At 54.5% G+C, this 17,267-nt stretch carries 18 protein-coding genes; 13 read left to right on the top strand and 5 right to left on the bottom strand.

All coding sequences use genetic code 11. The features are described 5' to 3' along the window. Positions 1 to 14: 14 nt before the first annotated feature. Genes CTZ24_RS23620 through CTZ24_RS23605 form a run of 4 tightly spaced genes read right to left on the bottom strand, consistent with a single transcriptional unit; the run spans position 15 to position 3,530 of the window. A complete protein-coding gene (locus CTZ24_RS23620; protein ID WP_208726860.1) occupies positions 15 to 1,106 on the bottom strand; it encodes an NAD(P)/FAD-dependent oxidoreductase in 1,092 nt (363 codons plus the stop codon). Positions 1,107 to 1,120: 14 nt separating this feature from the next. Further along, entirely contained in the window at positions 1,121 to 1,864 is a 744-nt protein-coding gene (locus tag CTZ24_RS23615; protein ID WP_021185444.1) for an amino acid ABC transporter ATP-binding protein, read from the bottom strand. Further along, complete coding sequence (locus CTZ24_RS23610; protein ID WP_208726859.1) at positions 1,857 to 2,660, bottom strand: amino acid ABC transporter permease; 804 nt, start codon at positions 2,658 to 2,660, stop codon at positions 1,857 to 1,859. The genes CTZ24_RS23615 and CTZ24_RS23610 overlap by 8 nt, the downstream gene beginning before the upstream one ends. A gap of 57 nt (positions 2,661 to 2,717) precedes the next feature. Further along, positions 2,718 to 3,530, bottom strand: coding sequence for an ABC transporter substrate-binding protein (locus CTZ24_RS23605; RefSeq protein ID WP_208726858.1), 813 nt, complete (start codon positions 3,528 to 3,530; stop codon positions 2,718 to 2,720). A 198-nt stretch (positions 3,531 to 3,728) separates the two neighbouring features. Between CTZ24_RS23605 and CTZ24_RS23600 the strand changes: the two genes are divergently transcribed. From CTZ24_RS23600 to CTZ24_RS23545, 12 genes are all read left to right on the top strand, one after another. After that, a complete protein-coding gene (locus tag CTZ24_RS23600; RefSeq protein ID WP_208726857.1) occupies positions 3,729 to 4,808 on the top strand; it encodes a LacI family DNA-binding transcriptional regulator in 1,080 nt (359 codons plus the stop codon). A gap of 126 nt (positions 4,809 to 4,934) precedes the next feature. Further along, positions 4,935 to 5,396, top strand: coding sequence for an autoinducer binding domain-containing protein (locus CTZ24_RS23595; protein ID WP_208726856.1), 462 nt, complete (start codon positions 4,935 to 4,937; stop codon positions 5,394 to 5,396). 46 nt (positions 5,397 to 5,442) lie between these two features. Next, entirely contained in the window at positions 5,443 to 5,652 is a 210-nt protein-coding gene (locus CTZ24_RS23590; RefSeq protein ID WP_208726855.1) for a response regulator transcription factor, read from the top strand. 391 nt (positions 5,653 to 6,043) lie between these two features. Further along, a complete protein-coding gene (locus CTZ24_RS23585; protein WP_208726854.1) occupies positions 6,044 to 7,174 on the top strand; it encodes a hypothetical protein in 1,131 nt (376 codons plus the stop codon). A 168-nt stretch (positions 7,175 to 7,342) separates the two neighbouring features. Next, complete coding sequence (fecI, locus tag CTZ24_RS23580; protein WP_208726853.1) at positions 7,343 to 7,864, top strand: ferric citrate uptake sigma factor FecI; 522 nt, start codon at positions 7,343 to 7,345, stop codon at positions 7,862 to 7,864. A gap of 1 nt (position 7,865) precedes the next feature. Then, the gene (gene fecR, locus CTZ24_RS23575) at positions 7,866 to 8,819 is read left to right on the top strand and encodes a ferric citrate uptake sigma factor regulator FecR (protein WP_208726852.1); all 954 of its coding nucleotides are present in this window, start codon (positions 7,866 to 7,868) and stop codon (positions 8,817 to 8,819) included. Between the two features lie 87 nt (positions 8,820 to 8,906). After that, positions 8,907 to 11,210 carry a TonB-dependent Fe(3+) dicitrate receptor FecA gene (gene fecA / locus CTZ24_RS23570; RefSeq protein ID WP_244634084.1) on the top strand — a complete coding sequence of 768 codons (2,304 nt, stop codon included), beginning with the start codon at positions 8,907 to 8,909 and terminating at the stop codon, positions 11,208 to 11,210. A gap of 14 nt (positions 11,211 to 11,224) precedes the next feature. Then, positions 11,225 to 12,091: a Fe(3+) dicitrate ABC transporter substrate-binding protein gene (locus tag CTZ24_RS23565; RefSeq protein ID WP_208726851.1), complete on the top strand. Its 867-nt coding sequence runs from the start codon at positions 11,225 to 11,227 to the stop codon at positions 12,089 to 12,091. Next, the gene (gene fecC, locus CTZ24_RS23560) at positions 12,088 to 13,053 is read left to right on the top strand and encodes an iron-dicitrate ABC transporter permease FecC (protein ID WP_208726850.1); all 966 of its coding nucleotides are present in this window, start codon (positions 12,088 to 12,090) and stop codon (positions 13,051 to 13,053) included. Before CTZ24_RS23565 ends, fecC begins: the two co-directional genes overlap by 4 nt. Next, complete coding sequence (fecD, locus tag CTZ24_RS23555; RefSeq protein ID WP_208726849.1) at positions 13,053 to 14,009, top strand: Fe(3+) dicitrate ABC transporter permease subunit FecD; 957 nt, start codon at positions 13,053 to 13,055, stop codon at positions 14,007 to 14,009. The genes fecC and fecD overlap by 1 nt, the downstream gene beginning before the upstream one ends. Beyond that, entirely contained in the window at positions 14,010 to 14,783 is a 774-nt protein-coding gene (fecE, locus tag CTZ24_RS23550; protein WP_208726848.1) for a Fe(3+) dicitrate ABC transporter ATP-binding protein FecE, read from the top strand. 111 nt (positions 14,784 to 14,894) lie between these two features. Next, entirely contained in the window at positions 14,895 to 15,110 is a 216-nt protein-coding gene (locus CTZ24_RS23545) for a YdgH/BhsA/McbA-like domain containing protein (RefSeq protein ID WP_208726847.1), read from the top strand. Between the two features lie 125 nt (positions 15,111 to 15,235). Here CTZ24_RS23545 and ompC read toward each other — a convergent pair whose 3' ends face one another. Continuing rightward, positions 15,236 to 16,363, bottom strand: coding sequence for a porin OmpC (gene ompC / locus CTZ24_RS23540; RefSeq protein ID WP_021185429.1), 1,128 nt, complete (start codon positions 16,361 to 16,363; stop codon positions 15,236 to 15,238). Positions 16,364 to 16,617: 254 nt separating this feature from the next. On the opposite strand from ompC, the gene CTZ24_RS23535 reads away from it, so the two are divergent. Next, positions 16,618 to 17,265, top strand: a complete 648-nt coding sequence (locus tag CTZ24_RS23535; protein WP_208726846.1) for an SDR family NAD(P)-dependent oxidoreductase — start codon at positions 16,618 to 16,620, stop codon at positions 17,263 to 17,265. Positions 17,266 to 17,267 lie beyond the last annotated feature (2 nt).

Genomic DNA, 17,267 nt, shown 5'->3' with positions numbered 1-17,267 from the left:
CATGGCACCATCAATCAGCTAAAACGTTCTGGCCGGAAGGTGGCCAGCATCGGGTGCTGTTCGCCGCTCACGATCTCCTCCGCCAGCAGCTCCCCGACGATCAACGCCAGTGTCGCCCCGGAATGGGTAAAGGCGACAAAACAACCCGGCACCTTTTGCAACTCGCCCAGCACCGGTTCACCGTCGCCAGGAATCGGTTTGTAACCGATCTTCCAGCTTTGCGCCTGCAAATCCGCACCGTCTGGCAGGAGTTTTTTCGCTTCACCCACCAGTTGCTGCACCACCTTTTCATCGATAGTAAATCCACCGGTGGCAAGCGGCTGGATGTCGTGTTCATACCAGTCATGATCCAGTGCCAGCCGGTTGCCGGGATCAGGACGTACCGCCACGCGCGGCGTGTTCAACACAGCAGTTAATTTTTGCCCCGCAGGTTGGGTGATCACCAACATCGAGAGTGGCGAACCATTGGGGATTTGTACACCCAACGGGGCCACCACATCTGGCGTGGCGGGACCGCAGGCCACCAGCACCGCATCCGCCGCTAACTCGCCCCCTTGCCAACGCACACCGCAGGCACGGCCTTCGTGGGTAACCACCTGAGCCGGTCCGGCTCCCTCGATAATCTCGCCACCCAGTCCCCGGAGCTTATCCGCCAGATAAGTCATCAGGTCGGGTAAACTGACCCAACCCTCGCCCGGATTAATAATCGCTTCTCCGCTAAATGCATCGGGTTTGATTTGTGGCAGATCGTCACAGCTAACAAGATGTGAGTCATAGCCGTGGGCTTTTTCATACGCATGTCGCGCCCGGAGAGCCGTGCCATCTCCCGTGGTCCAGAACACCGCGCCATCAAAGCGCAACCAGTCACGCGTCGGATCTTGGGCAAACAGCGTGCGGTAGCGGTCGATACCCGCCATACGCAGCGCATGATAGGCCGTTGATCGTTCCCCTGCCGAGTTGAGCCACGACAGCGAACGCCCCGATGCGCCGGAACATAACGCAGCCTCTGTCACCAGCGTCACCGCGATGCCGCGTTGCGCCAGTTGCAGTGCACTGGACACGCCCAGCACGCCGCCACCCATTACCACCACTTTTTTTACCGCCATGTTGGATTCCTTGTTCACAGCACTTCAGAAAGAAAACGTTGCAGACGCGGCGACTGCGGGTTATCAAACAGCGCTGCCGGGCTGCCTGCTTCGATAATCTCGCCTTCGTCCATAAACACCACCTGATCGGCGACTTTGCGCGCAAACCCCATCTCATGCGTCACCACCACCATCGTCATACCGCGCCGACACAAATCCGCCATCAGGGTCAGCACACCTTTCACCAGCTCGGGATCCAGTGCCGACGTAGCTTCATCAAACAGCATCACTTCCGGATCCATTGCCAGTGCTCTGGCGATCGCCACGCGCTGTTGCTGACCGCCAGACAGATCGCGCGGATGATGATCGGCACGCTGGCCCAGTCCCACTTCGTCCAGGCGCTGGCGGGCGATGGCCATCGCCTGGGATTTTGGCAAACCTTTCACTTTCCACGGGGCCAGCGCCACGTTTTCCAGCGCGCTATGATCGGGAAACAGGTTGAAATGCTGAAACACCATGCCAATCCGCAGGCGCAGGGCATCGGGTTTGTCACGCAACACCGAGCGTCCGGCCAGCAACACATCGCCGGATTGTGGCTCGTGCAGTCGGTTGATGCCGCGCAGCAGGGTGGATTTACCGGAACCGGACGGCCCGATGATGCAGGTGGTGGTGCCGGGAGCCACTGTCAGGGATACCCGACGCAACACCTCAATCGGACCATAAGCCAGTGACAAATTCCGCAACTCCAGGCTGGCACCTTTCCAGCTTGCCTCAGTCATGATTGCCTCCCAGGCTGCTGAACAGCGCGTTATTCGTGGGTTTCTGCACTTCCTCCACTTCCTTCAGACCGCTTTGTGGCGCGCTGCGGCGACGGCGTCCGGTGCGATAACGCACATCGACGTAGTTCACCATATGGGTCAGCGGCACGGTGATGATCAGATAGAACAACCCGGCCAGCATCAGCGGCGACAGATTACCGGTCAGCACCGCTGCATCCTGGCCGACGCGAAACAGTTCACGCTGGTTAGTCATCAACCCGAGCAGATACACCAGCGAGGAATCTTTGATGATGGCGATAAACTGGTTAACAATGGCGGGCAGCACACGGCGGATCCCCTGTGGGATCACCACCAGCCGCATCGCCCGGCTATAACTCATACCGAGTGCACGACAGGCTTCCATCTGGCCGCGTTCTACGCTCTGAATCCCGGCCCGGAAGATCTCCCCCATATAGGCGCTGGCAATCAGGCTGAGGGCGAAAATACCCAGCGGGTAGGGCGACGGGCCAAACAGTTGATAACTGAAGCGCGCTAATCCCTGACCGATCAGCAAAATAGTGAGAATCGACGGCAGGCCGCGAAACAGGTCGGTATACATCCGTGCGGGCAGGCGTACCCAGCGTGACGGGGAGATCCCCAGCAGCGCGAGCAGCAGTCCCAGCAATGTGCCGAGCAGGGTGGCGGCAAGTGAGATAATCAGGGTGTTGACCAGGCCGGTCGCCAGCAACTGCGGCAACACCTCCATCATCGACGGAATATCAAAGAAGGTACGGGAAAGAATTGTCAGGACGTCCATCGGCGTCTCCCTTCATGGCGGGTGATGAGCAAGCCCATCACCGGTTGAAAGTGTGATCTACTGGCCGTCAGGCAGATACTGTTTTGGCATGGGCGAGCCGGGAAACCACTTTTGATACAGCTGTTTCCAGGTGCCATCCTGCATGGCGGCTTTGATGGCTTTGTCCAGCGCCGCTTTGAATGCGGATTTGTCTTTGGCGATGGCGACGCCCGCAGGCGCATTGAACGAGGGGATATCCGCGGCGGAGACCAGTTTGAAGCGCTCGGCATAACTTTTCGCCGCTTCATAATCAAGGAACACCGCATCCAGCGTGCCGTTATTCAGCGCGGAGACGGCGGTGTTGTTATCCGGGAAACGGACGATGTCCGTCTGGGTGAAGTGCTGCACCGCATAGCTTTCCTGCAATGTCCCCTGAATCACGCCAAGGCGATGTTTCGCCAGGCTGGCGACATCCTTAACGCCGCTGTCACTGCGCGTCAGCACCGTCAAATAACCGGCGAGATAGCCGGTGGAGAAATCGACGGTTTTTTCGCGCGCCGGGGTGATCCCGATGGCGGCGACGCCAGCATCAAACTGGCCATTCGCCACCGCAGGCAGAATGGCGGAGAAATCCTGACCGACAAAATCCACCTGATCGATACCCATGCGATGGGCGACATTTTTGAAAAACTCCACATCAAAGCCGGTGAACTGGCCGCTGGCGTCGGTGAAGGTATAGGGTTTGGCGTCGCCAACGCTGGCGACGCGCAGATGGCCGGGAGAGAGCAGGCCGTAAGGATTGTCCTGACTTACAGCAACGGTGGTAAAGGAAAGCGAACACAAGGCGATGGCCGCGCCGAACAGCGCGTGCAGGGATTTATGCGATTTCATAGCTCGTCCGTTTTTGCAGGTTAAACATCAGAGACTGTTGAGCCGGTAAGCTGTAATGTTTTTGAGACCGGTCTCAACGCAGGTGACTCCACGAGACACAGTGATTGTGAGACCGGTCTCAAGGAGTTACAATGAGTTTAAGCACACCCGTTTTTCAGCGTCAATGTTCCTGACCTCAACCTGTGATTCGAATTAATTATGACCAAGCAAAAAGTGCGTTCTAAAGCGCCAACCGTGGCAGATGTCGCGCGGGAGGCCAACGTTTCCAAAGCGCAGGCGGCACGGGCGCTGGGTGGCTATGGTGCGGTGAGCGAAGAGGTTCAGATGCGGGTTAACCATGCGGCTGCCGCCCTGGGTTATCGCCCCAATGAGCTGGCGCGCAGCATGAACACCGGACGTTCTAACACTATCGGGGTGATCGTCGGGGATATTGAAAACCCGCACTTTGGTGTGGCGCTGCGGGGGATGGCAGATGTGACCCGTCAGGCCGGTTATCAGTTGCTGTTAAGTAACAGCGATGAAAAATGGCAGGCGGAACAGGATGCGGTCCGGGTGATGCTGGAAAAACAGGTGGATGGCATCATCGTCACACCGTGCTGCTCAGAACGGGAGAAAAACGGCCATCTGATGCAGGTACAGGCGGAAGGGCGGGCGTTGAAATTATTTGATCGCGCGGTTATCGGTATGGATGTGGAGGCGATATGCTGCGATTTTACCGCCGTTGCGCAACAGGCCACTCACCAATTAATTGCGGCGGGACACCGCGAGGTGGTGTATGTCACCAGCATGACGCTTGAGCACGATTTTCAGCAACTCAGCGACTTTGGTTTGACCCCGGTAGCACGGCGCGTTGATGGCATGATGCGCGCGTTTGCGGCTGCCGGACATCCCTTCGATCCCGGCATGGTGCAGGTGAATGCCGGGAGTGACGAACAGATCCAGCAGATCGTAGCGCGCCTGTGGCAACGCCCACGTCCACCCACCGCACTGATCGCCTCCGATAGCGTGGTAGCGATGTCGCTGCTACGCGAGCTGACACGGCGTGGCTTGCTCATCCCGGAGCACCTGTCGTTTGTTATGTATGACAACTTCCCCTGGAGTGAAATTATCTCCCCGCCACTCACCGTGGTGGCACAGCCGGTATACGAAATGGGGCGCGAAGCCGCGCGCCGGTTGATCGCGGAAATTCGTGGCGAGATGCTGGAACCCTTACCCATGTTTAGTGCGGAGCTGATTGAACGTCAGTCAATAGGCGCTCCACGTAGACTGTCGCGCTAATTTTTCGATTTCTCTCGCATTTTTTCTCCTGTTTATTACCCATTTCTCTTTTCCTGGGCTATTAGTTCTTCGTATTTCTGAGATGGAAGCTCGTGTGTTGAAATTATTCAGGAGAGGGAAGAACTAATGTCTTATTTTTTTGCTAATGATGAGATAAACCAGGAGGTAAAGTTAAGTTTAGAAGATGCCTTGCAGAATGGAGATGGAGTGAAATATGGTTACTTTATAATCAATAAAAGAAACCCTAATGATATTCAAATCATAAACAACCATCCTGATTGGTTTGAAACGTATTTGGAAAATCTTCATCAACTCTCTGACCCTGTTGTGAAAATGTCTTTGTCAAGAATAGAAGGTTTTTGTTGGGATGAAAAGATAACACTCTCAACGCAACCAGACTCAATACAAGGCTCGCGGGAATCACAGATGATGCATGAGGCAAGAGAATATAACGTTATGAATGGGCAAACAGCTATTATTCATGATTACCAAAATAATTTGGTTCTCTTTTCAATATATAATTTATCTTCCAACCCGACAGTCAAAAGGAACATGCCAAACATGGAGCAGCAGCTATTTTTTATTTAACAAGCTACATCAAAGACTGTTATGCTCCTACCAGGACTTTAATAAGTTGATTGATTTTAATCTTACGAATAGAGAGAATGAAATCCTTTACTACTCTTCTATGGGAAGAACATACAAAGAAATTTCCGGCCTGACAAATATTACAGAATATACAGTTAAATTTCATATGGCGAAAATTGTTAACAAGTTGAATGCTAAAAATGCCAGGCATGCTATAAAAATTGCCAGTGATTTGAAGTTAATTCATGCTCTTTAAGGGAGTTGCTCGCTGTTACGTCGTCTGTGATTTAAATGATGACATCAATACATTAAACAAGCTAATCGAAATACAGAAAATCCGCCTGAGAACTCCCCCTGTAACTGCCTCATGTCAGCGTCGCCATGATGATTTTTATATGTCGACGTTCATTTCGTTGATATAACGCAAAGTAAATAAATATCATCATGGCAAGTATTAAAGCTTGGGCTTAATTTATTAATAAGGGGTTGTTTTTAAGGTTGTTGCTTGCGTGTTCGAGAAATCCTTACTTTATTTTTCATAACTTTAATAATGCAAGTAAAATATTCCATCTTAACAAGAGTTCAGCATTTTTTCATAATTAAAAACACCATGCCAGCAGCGATAACAATGATGCGACTATTTGACTATGCCAAATTTAAATCTCAATGCTTCATTGATTCAAACAACCGGCCTCTTTCACAATAAGGTAAATAATAAGAATAAAACGCATTTACCCCAAAAAATCAAGAAATTTACTAACAATATCGAGGTGCCAAAAAGTCAGGACTATGTTGTGAAAATTCGGGGCGAAAATCACCAGAGTGTTAATTTCCGCGCGCCGCAGTGGAACGGTAAATCTCTTACGCTGAAGGATGTTTGTCTTGGCTTTCTTGTCGTTCAAACGGTCGCGGCGGTGGCTGGCGCTTTACCTGTCGAGGGAACGTCTGACATCCCGCCGCAGCGAGACAAGCGAGGGATCAGCCTGTTTGCTATCTCTAATGATTGCAGCCCTTATGCAAAAAAACGGGCCAAAGCGCAGGCTCTCAAGGATTGCTCAGATGACATAGCTAACATGAATCGCATGGCCAAACACCTTATCCATCATGCACGTACCAGGGGGCGAGATGAGTGTAATAATATCAATAATGAAATCAAAGAAATGAAAATTGTTACAGGGAAGCCAGTATCAACGGGAGTTTCTTCCGAGTGCCTTGGGGGGAATATCAGCAATGATATTGCCAATCTGAAAACTGAGAAAATGGATACCGAAAGTTTCATTAAAATTGTTGAGAAGCAGAATACGGCGTACTCAGCCATTTCCGGAGAAATCCTTCGTATGCACGGAAATAATGTCGATAGCGATATAAGAAAACTGGAGGATCAACAAGAAAAAATATGGTCGGTTAATGAAGGAATTCATCATCTCCCTGACAATTGTAAAAATTTTATCAAGGATCAAGATAGCGCAGAGAATACGCGTGGTGCCTATGAAAACCTGGAGGCTCTTGTGGCGGGACATAAAGACACTAATTTTGAAATCAACAGAGCACTTATCTTCGCCAATGATGAAATCCCCAAAAGAGGAGGTATGGATTGTGAAGTCTCTCCCATAGCAGAGCGATATATGGACGCATTTCATAATGAAAGATTCTTCCGCTGTGATAATGGGGGGCCAAAGGATAAGTATTGTGATGACGCTGCCACGCAACGGGCTGATAAGATCTATAACGATAACTTTTCTAACCCTCGGGTCAGAGCACCGCTGTATTTCAAATAGCCTTCGTAGCGGCGCGATTTATCGCGCTCTTTTGTCGCAGCTTAAACCGCGGCTTTACCAAGCCTGGCAACCTGACCTCGCTGTCCGGTAAAATCATCCATAGTTGTAATGAGAACCATTCGCAGCTAGTATCATTACACTTTTCACCTTTTGACATACTTTGACATCATGTTACCTGCTGCTGAATCGCCCGCTGCGCCTTCTCTCGCGCTGTTCTACGCCACCAATCACCGCTGGCTCAAGCACTGGCTGACGGGCAAGTTGCGTTCGGCTTTTGATGCGGATGATGTCGCTCAGGATACGTTTCTACGGGTGATGTCCGGGCATCATCTGTCTGATATTCGTGATGCCAAATCGTTTCTCTGTACGCTCGCCAAACGCGTGATGGTGGATCGTTTCCGCCGTAACGCGCTGGAAACCGCGTATCTGGAATTACTCAGCCAACTCCCTGAAGCGGTCGCCCCCTCACCGGAAGTACAACAAAGCCAACTGGAAACCCTGCAATTACTGGATCGAATGCTGGATGGACTGGGTCACAAGGCACGTCAGGCATTTCTGCTGTCCCAGTTGGATAACCTTACCTATGCCGATATTGCCGTGCAGCTTGCCGTATCCGTCAGTTCGGTGAAGAAATATATGGCGAAAGCCACCGAGCATTGCCTGCTGTTTCGTCTCGAGCAGGGGTTGTGACGTGACGGCTCCGCTCTCCAGCTCGCAACGGGAGGCGCTGCGCAGCGCGTCGCACTGGTACGCCGTGCTCAGCGGTGAACGCGTCAGTCCTCAGCAGGAATTGAAATGGCAGCGCTGGGTGGATGCGAATCAGGATAACCAATGGGCGTGGCAGCAAGTGGAAAATCTGCGTCAGCAAATGCAGGGCATGCCGGGCGAGGTGGCCAGCAAAGCACTGCGTGATTCGCAGATAACGCGGCGTCATGTGCTGAAGGGGTTGCTGCTGACGGTCGGCGTGGGTGCCGGATGGCAGTTGTGGCGCAGCGAGTATGCCGCCGGATTAGGTGCGGATTATCGCACCGCACGGGGTGAGATCCGTCACTACCCGCTGGACGATGGCAGCCTGTTGACGCTCGACACCGCTTCAGCAGCAAATGTCAGTTTTACGGCTCTGGAGCGGCGGATCGATCTGATTGAGGGCACCCTGGCTATCACCACAGGCAAGGATGCGGCACTGCGCCCGCTACGGGTGTATACCCGTCAGGGCCAGATGACGGCGCTGGGTACGGCCTTCAGCGTGCAGCAACAACCTGACAGCACGCTGCTGCGCGTTTCACAACATGCGGTGGCGGTGCGCCTCAACCATGATGCAACACAATCTCTCACCGTACAGCAGGGGCAAAGTCTGCACTTCACCGCCGATCGTTTCGGTGCACTGACCCGCGACGTCGAACGTACCCCGGCGTGGATTAACGGCTGGCTCAGCGTGAGCGATCGTCCTTTGGGGGAAGTGATCGACCAACTGGCGCGTTACCGTCAGGGCATGCTGCGTTGCGATGCGGATGCAGCGCAGTTACGCGTCACCGGTACTTTTCCGTTGTTGAACAGCGACCAGGCGTTACTGGCGCTGGAGCAAACTCTGCCTGTTGCCCTGCATCGCATCACCCGTTATTGGGTGCGGGTCACGCGGCGATAAATTTTTTTGTCCCGTCATTGTCCCTTTTGCCTGCGTCATACGACTTATCTCTGAAGACTACAAAAAATCATAAATTTTGGAGAGGTTATGACTGTTTCTCGTCCTGCTTTGCACCTGCTTCCTGCATTACTTTTCACCTCGGGAATGGTGATGGCGGCCACACCGGCCACCCATCCGTACAACATTGCTGCCGGCCCGTTGGACAGCGCATTAAACCAGTTCGCCTCTGCGGCGGGTATTACGCTGTCGCTGGATGCCACCCTGACACGCGGTAAGCACAGCGCGGGCTTGCAGGGCGACTATTCGGTGCAGGATGGCATGACGGTCCTGCTGGCCGATTCACAGCTCGAAGCCAGTCCATTGGGCGATAACCGGTGGACAGTAAAGCAACGTCCCCATGAGCAGAGCCTGACGGTAGTGGGGGACTGGCTGGGCGAAGCACGCGAAAGCGATGTGTTTGAACATCCTGGCGCGCGTGACGTTATCCGTCGCCCAGAGTTCGCTAAAAACGGCGCCACCACCATGCGCGAGGTGCTCAACCGCATTCCTGGTGTCAATGCACCGGAAAACAACGGCACCGGTAGCCATGATCTGGCGCTGAATTTCGGTATTCGCGGTCTGAACCCACGTCTCGCCAGTCGTTCAACGGTGCTGATGGATGGTATCCCGGTACCGTTTGCGCCTTATGGCCAGCCGCAACTGTCGCTGGCACCGGTTTCGCTCGGCAATATGGATGCGGTGGATGTGGTGCGTGGCGGCGGTGCGGTGCGTTACGGACCGCAGAGCGTCGGTGGCGTGGTCAACTTTGTGACGCGGGCCATCCCGGCGGATTTTGGTATCGAAGCCGGTGTGGAAGGGCAGCTTAGCCCGACCTCGTCACAAAACAACCCGAAAGAGACGCATAACCTGCTGATCGGTGGCACCGCCGATAACGGGTTTGGCAGCGCGATCCTGTACTCCGGGACACGCGGCAGCGACTGGCGAGAACACAGTGCCACCCGCATTGATGATGTGATGCTGAAAAGTCAGTACAAACCTAACGATGTGCACACCTTCACCAGCCTGCTGCAATATTACGACGGTGAGGCAGATATGCCGGGCGGCCTGAGCCGTGCCGCTTACGACGCCAACCGCTGGCAATCCACCCGTCCGGTCGATCGCTTCTGGGGCCGTCGTCAGCTCGCCAGCTTCGGTTATCAGTTCCAGCCTGATGCGCAGCATAAATTCAATATCCTCGGCTTCTACACCCATACGCTGCGCAGCGGCTATCTGGAACAAGGAACTCGCGTGACGTTGTCACCGCGCGAGTATTGGGTGCGCGGCATTGAACCACGCTATAGCCAGAGCTTTAACCTGGGTCCGACGGCGCACGAAGTGGGTGTGGGCTACCGTTATGTCAGCGAATCCGGCCATGAGATGCGTTACTACGTGCCCACCGCCAGCGGCGAGCTGCCGTCCACCGCCAGCCCTTACGATCGCGATACCCGTTCCGGCACCGAGGCTCATGCCTGGTATCTGGATGACCGTATCGATGTCGGTAACTGGACCATCACGCCGGGAATGCGTTTTGAACATATTGAATCCTTCCAGCGCAACGCGATTAAAGGTACGCGTCAGGACGTGAGTTACAACGCGCCGCTGCCTGCGCTGAACGTGCTGTACCACCTCACCGACAGCTGGAACCTGTATGCCAACACCGAAGGATCTTTCGGCACCGTTCAGTACAGCCAGATCGGTAAAGCGGTGGAAAGTGGCAGCGTCGAGCCGGAAAAAGCCCGTACCTGGGAAGTGGGCACCCGTTATGACGATGGTGCGCTGACGGCAGAAGTTGGCCTGTTCCTGATTAATTTCAACAACCAGTATGACTCCAACCAGACCAACGACACCGTTACCGCGCGCGGTAAGACGCGTCATACCGGTCTGGAAAGCCAGGTACGTTACAACCTCGGTGAATTGACGCCAGTGCTGGAAGAGGTGTCGGTTTACGCCAGCTACGCGTACGTCAATGCCGAGATCCGCGAAAAAGGCGACACCTATGGCAACCAGGTGCCGTTCTCTCCGCGTCAGAAAGGCACCTTCGGCGTGGATTACCAGCCAGGTAACTGGACCTTCAACCTCAACAGCGAATTCCAGTCGAGCCAGTTTGCCGATAACGCCAACACCGTGCAGGAAAGCGCCGATGGCAGCACCGGCCGCATCCCTGGCTTTATGCTGTGGGGCGCGCGCGCCAATTATGCTTTCGGTCCCAGCCTTGCCAACCTTAACCTCGCGGTCGGGGTGAAGAACCTGTTTGATCAGGCATATTTCACCCGTTCCTATGACGACAACAACAAAGGCATTTATGCCGGTCAGCCTCGCACCTTCTATTTGCAAGGTTCACTGAAATTCTGACGGGAGACGTCTCCATGCGCGTTCTTTTATTGTTGCTGGCGTTGATGGGACAGGCCAGCGCGGTGACGGTGCAGGATCAACACGGTACCTTTACCCTCAACCAGACACCGCAACGGATTGTGGTGCTGGAACTGTCGTTTGCGGATGCGTTGGCGGCGGTGAATATCAGTCCGGTGGGGATTGCCGATGATAACGATCCGCAACGTTTGCTGCCGGAGGTGCGTGAGCACCTCCAACCCTGGCAATCGGTCGGGCTGCGCGGGCAGCCCAGCCTGGAGGCCATCAGCAGCCTGCACCCGGATCTGATTATCGCCGACAGCAGCCGTCATACCACAATCTATGGCGCGTTGCAGCGTATCGCCCCGGTGTTGTTGCTTCAGTCGCGCAATGAAACATACGCAGAAAATCTGCAATCCGCCGCCATCATTGGCGAGGTGGTGGGTAAAAAAGCCGAGATGGAAAAACGCCTGGCGTTGCACCGGCAACGTATCGCTGAGGCGGCCAAACTGTTACCACAGGGGGCGCGGGTGCTGTTCGGCACGTCGCGGGAAAATCAGTTCACGCTGCATTCGCGCGACAGCTACACCGGCGGGGTGCTGGCTGCGCTGGGGCTGACGGTGCCGGATCCGATTAATGGCGCGGCAATGACGCCGATGGGTCTGGAAAACCTGCTGGCGCAGAACCCGGACTGGCTGCTGGTGGCGCACTATCGCCAGGAAAGTATTGTGAAGCGCTGGGAAGCCGATCCGCTGTGGGGGATGTTGAGCGCGGCGCAGCAGCATCATGTGCGTGCCGTCGACAGCAACAGTTGGGCGCGGATGCGTGGCTTGTTCGCCGCGGAAAAAATTTCGCGTGACGCTGTCACCTTATTTGCGCCATGACCCGATGGATCCTGAGCCTGGCGCTGCTGCTCTGCGCCTTCTGGTTTAGTCTGACCAGCTTCTCGTCCGTGCCGATTGCACCGCAGTCGGCATTGCATGCGTTGTGGCCGGGGCAGCCTGGCAGCATCGGTGAGGCGTTGGTGTTCAATCTGCGCTTGCCGCGTGCGCTGGTGGCGGTGCTGTTGGGTGCGGCGCTGGCACTGGCGGGGGGATTGTTGCAGGCGCTGACCCATAATCCGCTGGCCTCGCCGTCGGTGTTAGGGATCAACAGCGGCGCGGCGTTAGCCATCGCCCTGGTGTCGGCCTTTGCACCGGTGAAGCTGGAGGGCTATCCACTGGCGTTGATTGCTGCCTGCGGCGGCGCACTTAGCTGGCTGTGCGTCACCCTGGCGGCAGGCACACGCGAGCGGCAGCGGCTGATCCTCGCCGGTATCGCGTTATCCGCTTTTTGCATGGCAATGACCCGCATTGTGTTGCTGCTGGCGGAAGATCATGCCTACGGCATTCTGACCTGGTTAGCCGGGGGGATTGGTCATGCGCGCTGGCAGGAGGTGTGGCAATTGTTACCGGTGATGGTGGTGATTATCCCGCTGGTATTGACTCAGACGCGTGCGCTCAACGTGCTGGCTATGGGTGACAGCGCGGCGCACAGCCTCGGCGTCAATATTGGCGTGGTACGCGGTGGGCTGAGTATCGCGCTGCTGCTGTTGGTCGGCGCTTGCGTCAGCGTGGCAGGACCGCTGGGGTTTATTGGCTTGCTGGTGCCACATCTGGCGCGCGCGTGGATCGGGCACGATCTGCGCGTCATGCTACCGATGGCGATGGTGTTGGGGGCCACGTTGCTGTTGACGGCAGATATCGTGGCGCGCGGGCTGGCATGGCCCGGTGAACTCCCCGCCGGAGTGGTGCTGGCGCTGGTCGGTGCGCCCGGTTTTGTCTGGCTGGCAAGGAGGCAACGCTGATGCCGACACGCTATCTGTTGCCGCTGTTGTTGCTGTTGTTGACGATCAGCGCGGTGGTCAGCCTGAAGCTCGGCGTGCAGTCATTCGCCTGGTCAACGCTGTGGAGCGCCTGGCAAGTGAGCAGCGAGGTGCATTTCGTGGTGATGGAGTACCGTCTGCCTCGGGTGGTACTGGCGTTGCTGGTGGGGGCGGCGCTGGCGGTTTCCGGCGTGCTGGTCCAGGGCATCATCCGTAATCCGCTGGCCTCACCGGATATTCTTGGCGTCAATCATGCCGCCAGTCTCGCGTCTTTACTGGCGCTGCTGCTGTTGCCCGCCTTACCGCTGGTGTGGCTGCCGCTGATAGCGTTTGCCGGTGGCTGCGCTGCGCTGGTCATGCTGCACTGGCTGACCGGCACTGCCTCGCCGCTGCGGCTGGCGGTGGTGGGGGTGGCGCTTGCCGCCTGCTTTGCCAGCGTCACCGATTATCTGTTGTTATCACGGCCACAGGACGTCAACACCGCGCTACTGTGGCTGACCGGCAGCCTGTGGGGGCGCGACTGGCAGATGGTGCTGCTGGCGTTACCGTTGCCGGTGTTGCTGCTGATGAGTCTGGCGCTCTGCCGCGATCTCGACCTGCTGGCGCTGGGGGATGAGCGTGCGGCGACCCTTGGCGTGTCGTTGCACCCTTTTCAACGCGGCGTGTTGCTGGTTGGCGTCGCACTGGCGGCGCTGGCAGTCGCGGTGTGTGGACCGATCAGCTTTATCAGCCTGGTGGTGCCGCATCTGGTACGCCGCCTGGTGGGGGGACGCCACGCCCGCCTGCTGCCGTTTTCCGCATTACTGGGCGCACTGGTGTTGCTGCTGGCCGATGTGCTGGCACGCACCCTGTCGCCACCGATGGAGCTGCCAGCCGGTGTGATCACCGCATTAATCGGCGCTCCGTGGTTCTTCTGGCTGTTAATCAGGACACGATAGATGCAACTGAGGGTTGAGAATCTGACTGCGGGCTACGCGGGCAAGCGCGTTTTGCAGGATGTCAGCGTCAGCTTTGCCGTCGGGCAAGTCACTGCGCTGCTGGGGCCGAATGGCTGCGGTAAGTCGACATTATTAAAATCGCTGGCGCGTTTGTTGGTCCCCAGCCAGGGCCAGGTGTTGATTGGCGATCAACCCCTGGCGCGCTTTTCCGCGCGGCAACTGGCACGGTATCTGGCATTGCTGCCACAACAGCATCTGACGCCAGAAGGGGTTAGCGTAGCCGAGTTAGTGGCTTATGGTCGCCATCCCTGGTTGCCGTTATGGGGGCGGTTATCGGCACAGGATAAGGCGCAGGTACAGGTCGCGATGGAGCGGATGGGGGTGGATCATCTGGCGCCGCAGCGGGTCAGCGATTTATCCGGTGGGCAACGCCAGCGGGTGTTCCTGGCGATGTTGTTAGCGCAGGATACACCAATTGTGCTGTTGGATGAGCCAACCACCTGGCTGGATATCAATCATCAGATCGAACTGATGAAACTGATGGGAGAATTAAAGGCACAGGGCAAAACGGTAGTCACGGTGCTGCATGACCTCAATCAGGCCAGCCGTTATTGCGACCAGTTGGTGCTGTTGGCACAAGGTGCGCTGATCACCCAGGGAACGCCGGCGCAGGTACTCCAGCCGGGGATCCTCAAGCGTGTGTTCCAGGTCGATGTAGCAGTGGTGCCCGAACCACTCAGCGGCGCGTTAATGTGCGTGCATCATGATAGTTAGCATGATCACGATAACCGCACTAATTATCAATATTGAAACGATAACTATGGTTATTATTACCTGCATCGGAGGCACACCGCCTTCCACACAAACAAATGAAGGAATAAGACCATGAAAACCATCAAAGCAATGTCAATCGCCGCTGTCGCCGCTTTTTCTATGATGTCATTTGCCAGCTTCGCGCAGAGCGTTTCTGTCACCGCCGATACCCTGGACGGTGCTGAAGCGCAAATCGCCGCTCAGGCAGCACAGCATGGTGATCAGTACAAAATTACTGAAGCCAACACCAATAACCGCGTTCATATGACCGCAGAGCTGTACAAATAATAAACGCGATCAATCGCGTCGCTACGAATTTCATGCCATGTAGCGGCGCGATTTATCGCGCGGTTTGTTTAAAAAAAATCCGGAAACGCATGTTCCCGGATTTTTTTCAGTAAATCATTAACGCATCAGAACTGATAAACAAGGCCCACGGCAACAACATCGTCGGTGCTGATCCCGGCGGATTCAGTGAACTCGCTGCTGTCGATCAGGTTGATCTTGTAATCAACATAAGCGTTCATGTTCTTGTTGAAATTATAGGTCGCACCGATGTCGATAAATTTAACCAGATCCTGGCTGCCATAGGTGTTGCCATCGCCGGAAGCACCAAGGTCTTTGGCACGGGTCTGGTTATATCCCACAAACGGCACCAGACCGAAGTCGAAGGTGTAGCCCGCATAGGCTTCGAACAGGTCAGACTGGTTGGCATAACCGTAAGCACCGCCTGAGCTGGAGCCGAAACGTGAGGCGTTGTAGGCTTTGGTGTACATAAAGGCCAGGTAGATGTTGTTCGCATCGTATTTCAACGCAGTGGTGTAGGCTTCTGCGCGGGTACCGTGGCCCATAATGCCGCTGGTCACGCTGTTTTGCTCGTTGGTACGGTCGGCACTCATGAACGCACCGGCCAGACTGAAGCCTGCGCCAATGTCATAAGATGCTGACATGCCGTAACCGTCACCATTCTGACGCAGCACATCACGCACGCCCGGCTCGCCGCCACCGTCGTTTTTGCCCTGATATTGCAGCGCGAACTTCAGACCATCCACCAGACCGAAGAAGTTGGTGTTGCGATAGGTCGCCATACCATTGCCACGGTTGAACAGGAAGGTGTCTGAGTTATAGGTCATGCCGTCGAACTCAGGCTGCATATCGGTGTAGCTCAGAGCATCGTACATCACGCCAGAGTTACGACCGTAATCGAACGAACCGTAGTCGCCATATTTAACACCGGCGAAACCTTTACGGGTATACATCGAGTCGGATTCGTTTTCCGCCTGATTCAAATTCCACTGCGCCTGCCAGAATCCGTAACCGGTCAACTGGTCAGTAATTTGCGTTTCACCACGGAAACCAAAACGCATGTACGATTGGTCACCATTCTGGCTTTGATCGTTGGTGATATAATTTTCACCCACTACCATGCCGTTAATATCTAATTTGTTACCATCTTTGTTATAAACTTCCGCTGCATGTGATGCGTTGGCCATGATCAGACCTGCCACCACTAAGGATAGCTTTTTAATGTGCTTGCTCATTTTATTCCTCGAAAAAACCACTGCTTGTAATATTTAGTAATGCGGGAACTTATTTCCGCAGTGATGGTATGTAACATTCATTTTCTGCTCAGTAAATCTATGTAAGTAAAATCCGCACAATTAGGTAAAATAGTTCTATTGATGTGCGGTTGATCACGGTTTAGCACAGTTTGGTAAATTAAAACCGCCCGCAGTTGTGTTATTAGTCTAATAAGTCCACACCAATGCCGGGTGTGATGATGGCAATGTGACAGATGAAAAAGATGAAATGGATCGTTACTGGCGCGGAGTCCGGGCTGGGTAAAGAAATTGTTGTGCAGTTATTGCAGAATGGATGCTATGTCTCTGCTATTGTTGAAGATTATATTAAAGTTGCCGACCTGACGTCTCGGTTCCCAAACCAATTTGTTGGGGTGGAGATCGCTCGAAATGATAGCCGGGGAATTGCCTCATACCTTCAGTCTGTTATTGACGATTTTTCCAGTGTCGATGGGGTGATATTGTGCGACAACACCTTATTAACAAAATCGGTGGAGGATATGTCAGCTGATGAAATTATATCCTCCGTCAGCTTCGGATTAACCAATCCGATCTTGCTGATACGTGAGATTATTCCGTACTTCCGATATAAAAATGAGGGCAGGCTTATCCTGGTATCCTCTGCCCATGATAAAAAATCGCCGACAGACAGGGCGGTAAATTATGCTATCAGCAAGGGAGTGGAGAGTCTTTTTTCATCACTGACGCATGATCTTTCCACATTTGGCATCGAAACATCCGTTATTAATTTCAACCCAGAAGATTATGTTGCCTCTGTGACAGGAAAAAATAACTGGGCGGCTTATTCGATGGCAGAATGTATCTCGAGTGAAATAACCCCGACTCGCATGGTGATCTGTTAATC

Origin of the sequence: Pantoea phytobeneficialis (genome assembly GCF_009728735.1) — a bacterium.
Classification (GTDB): Bacteria; Pseudomonadota; Gammaproteobacteria; order Enterobacterales; family Enterobacteriaceae; genus Pantoea; species Pantoea phytobeneficialis.
The sequence above is the reverse complement of the archived record's forward strand: the minus strand, read 5'-3'. Positions and strand labels throughout refer to the sequence as shown.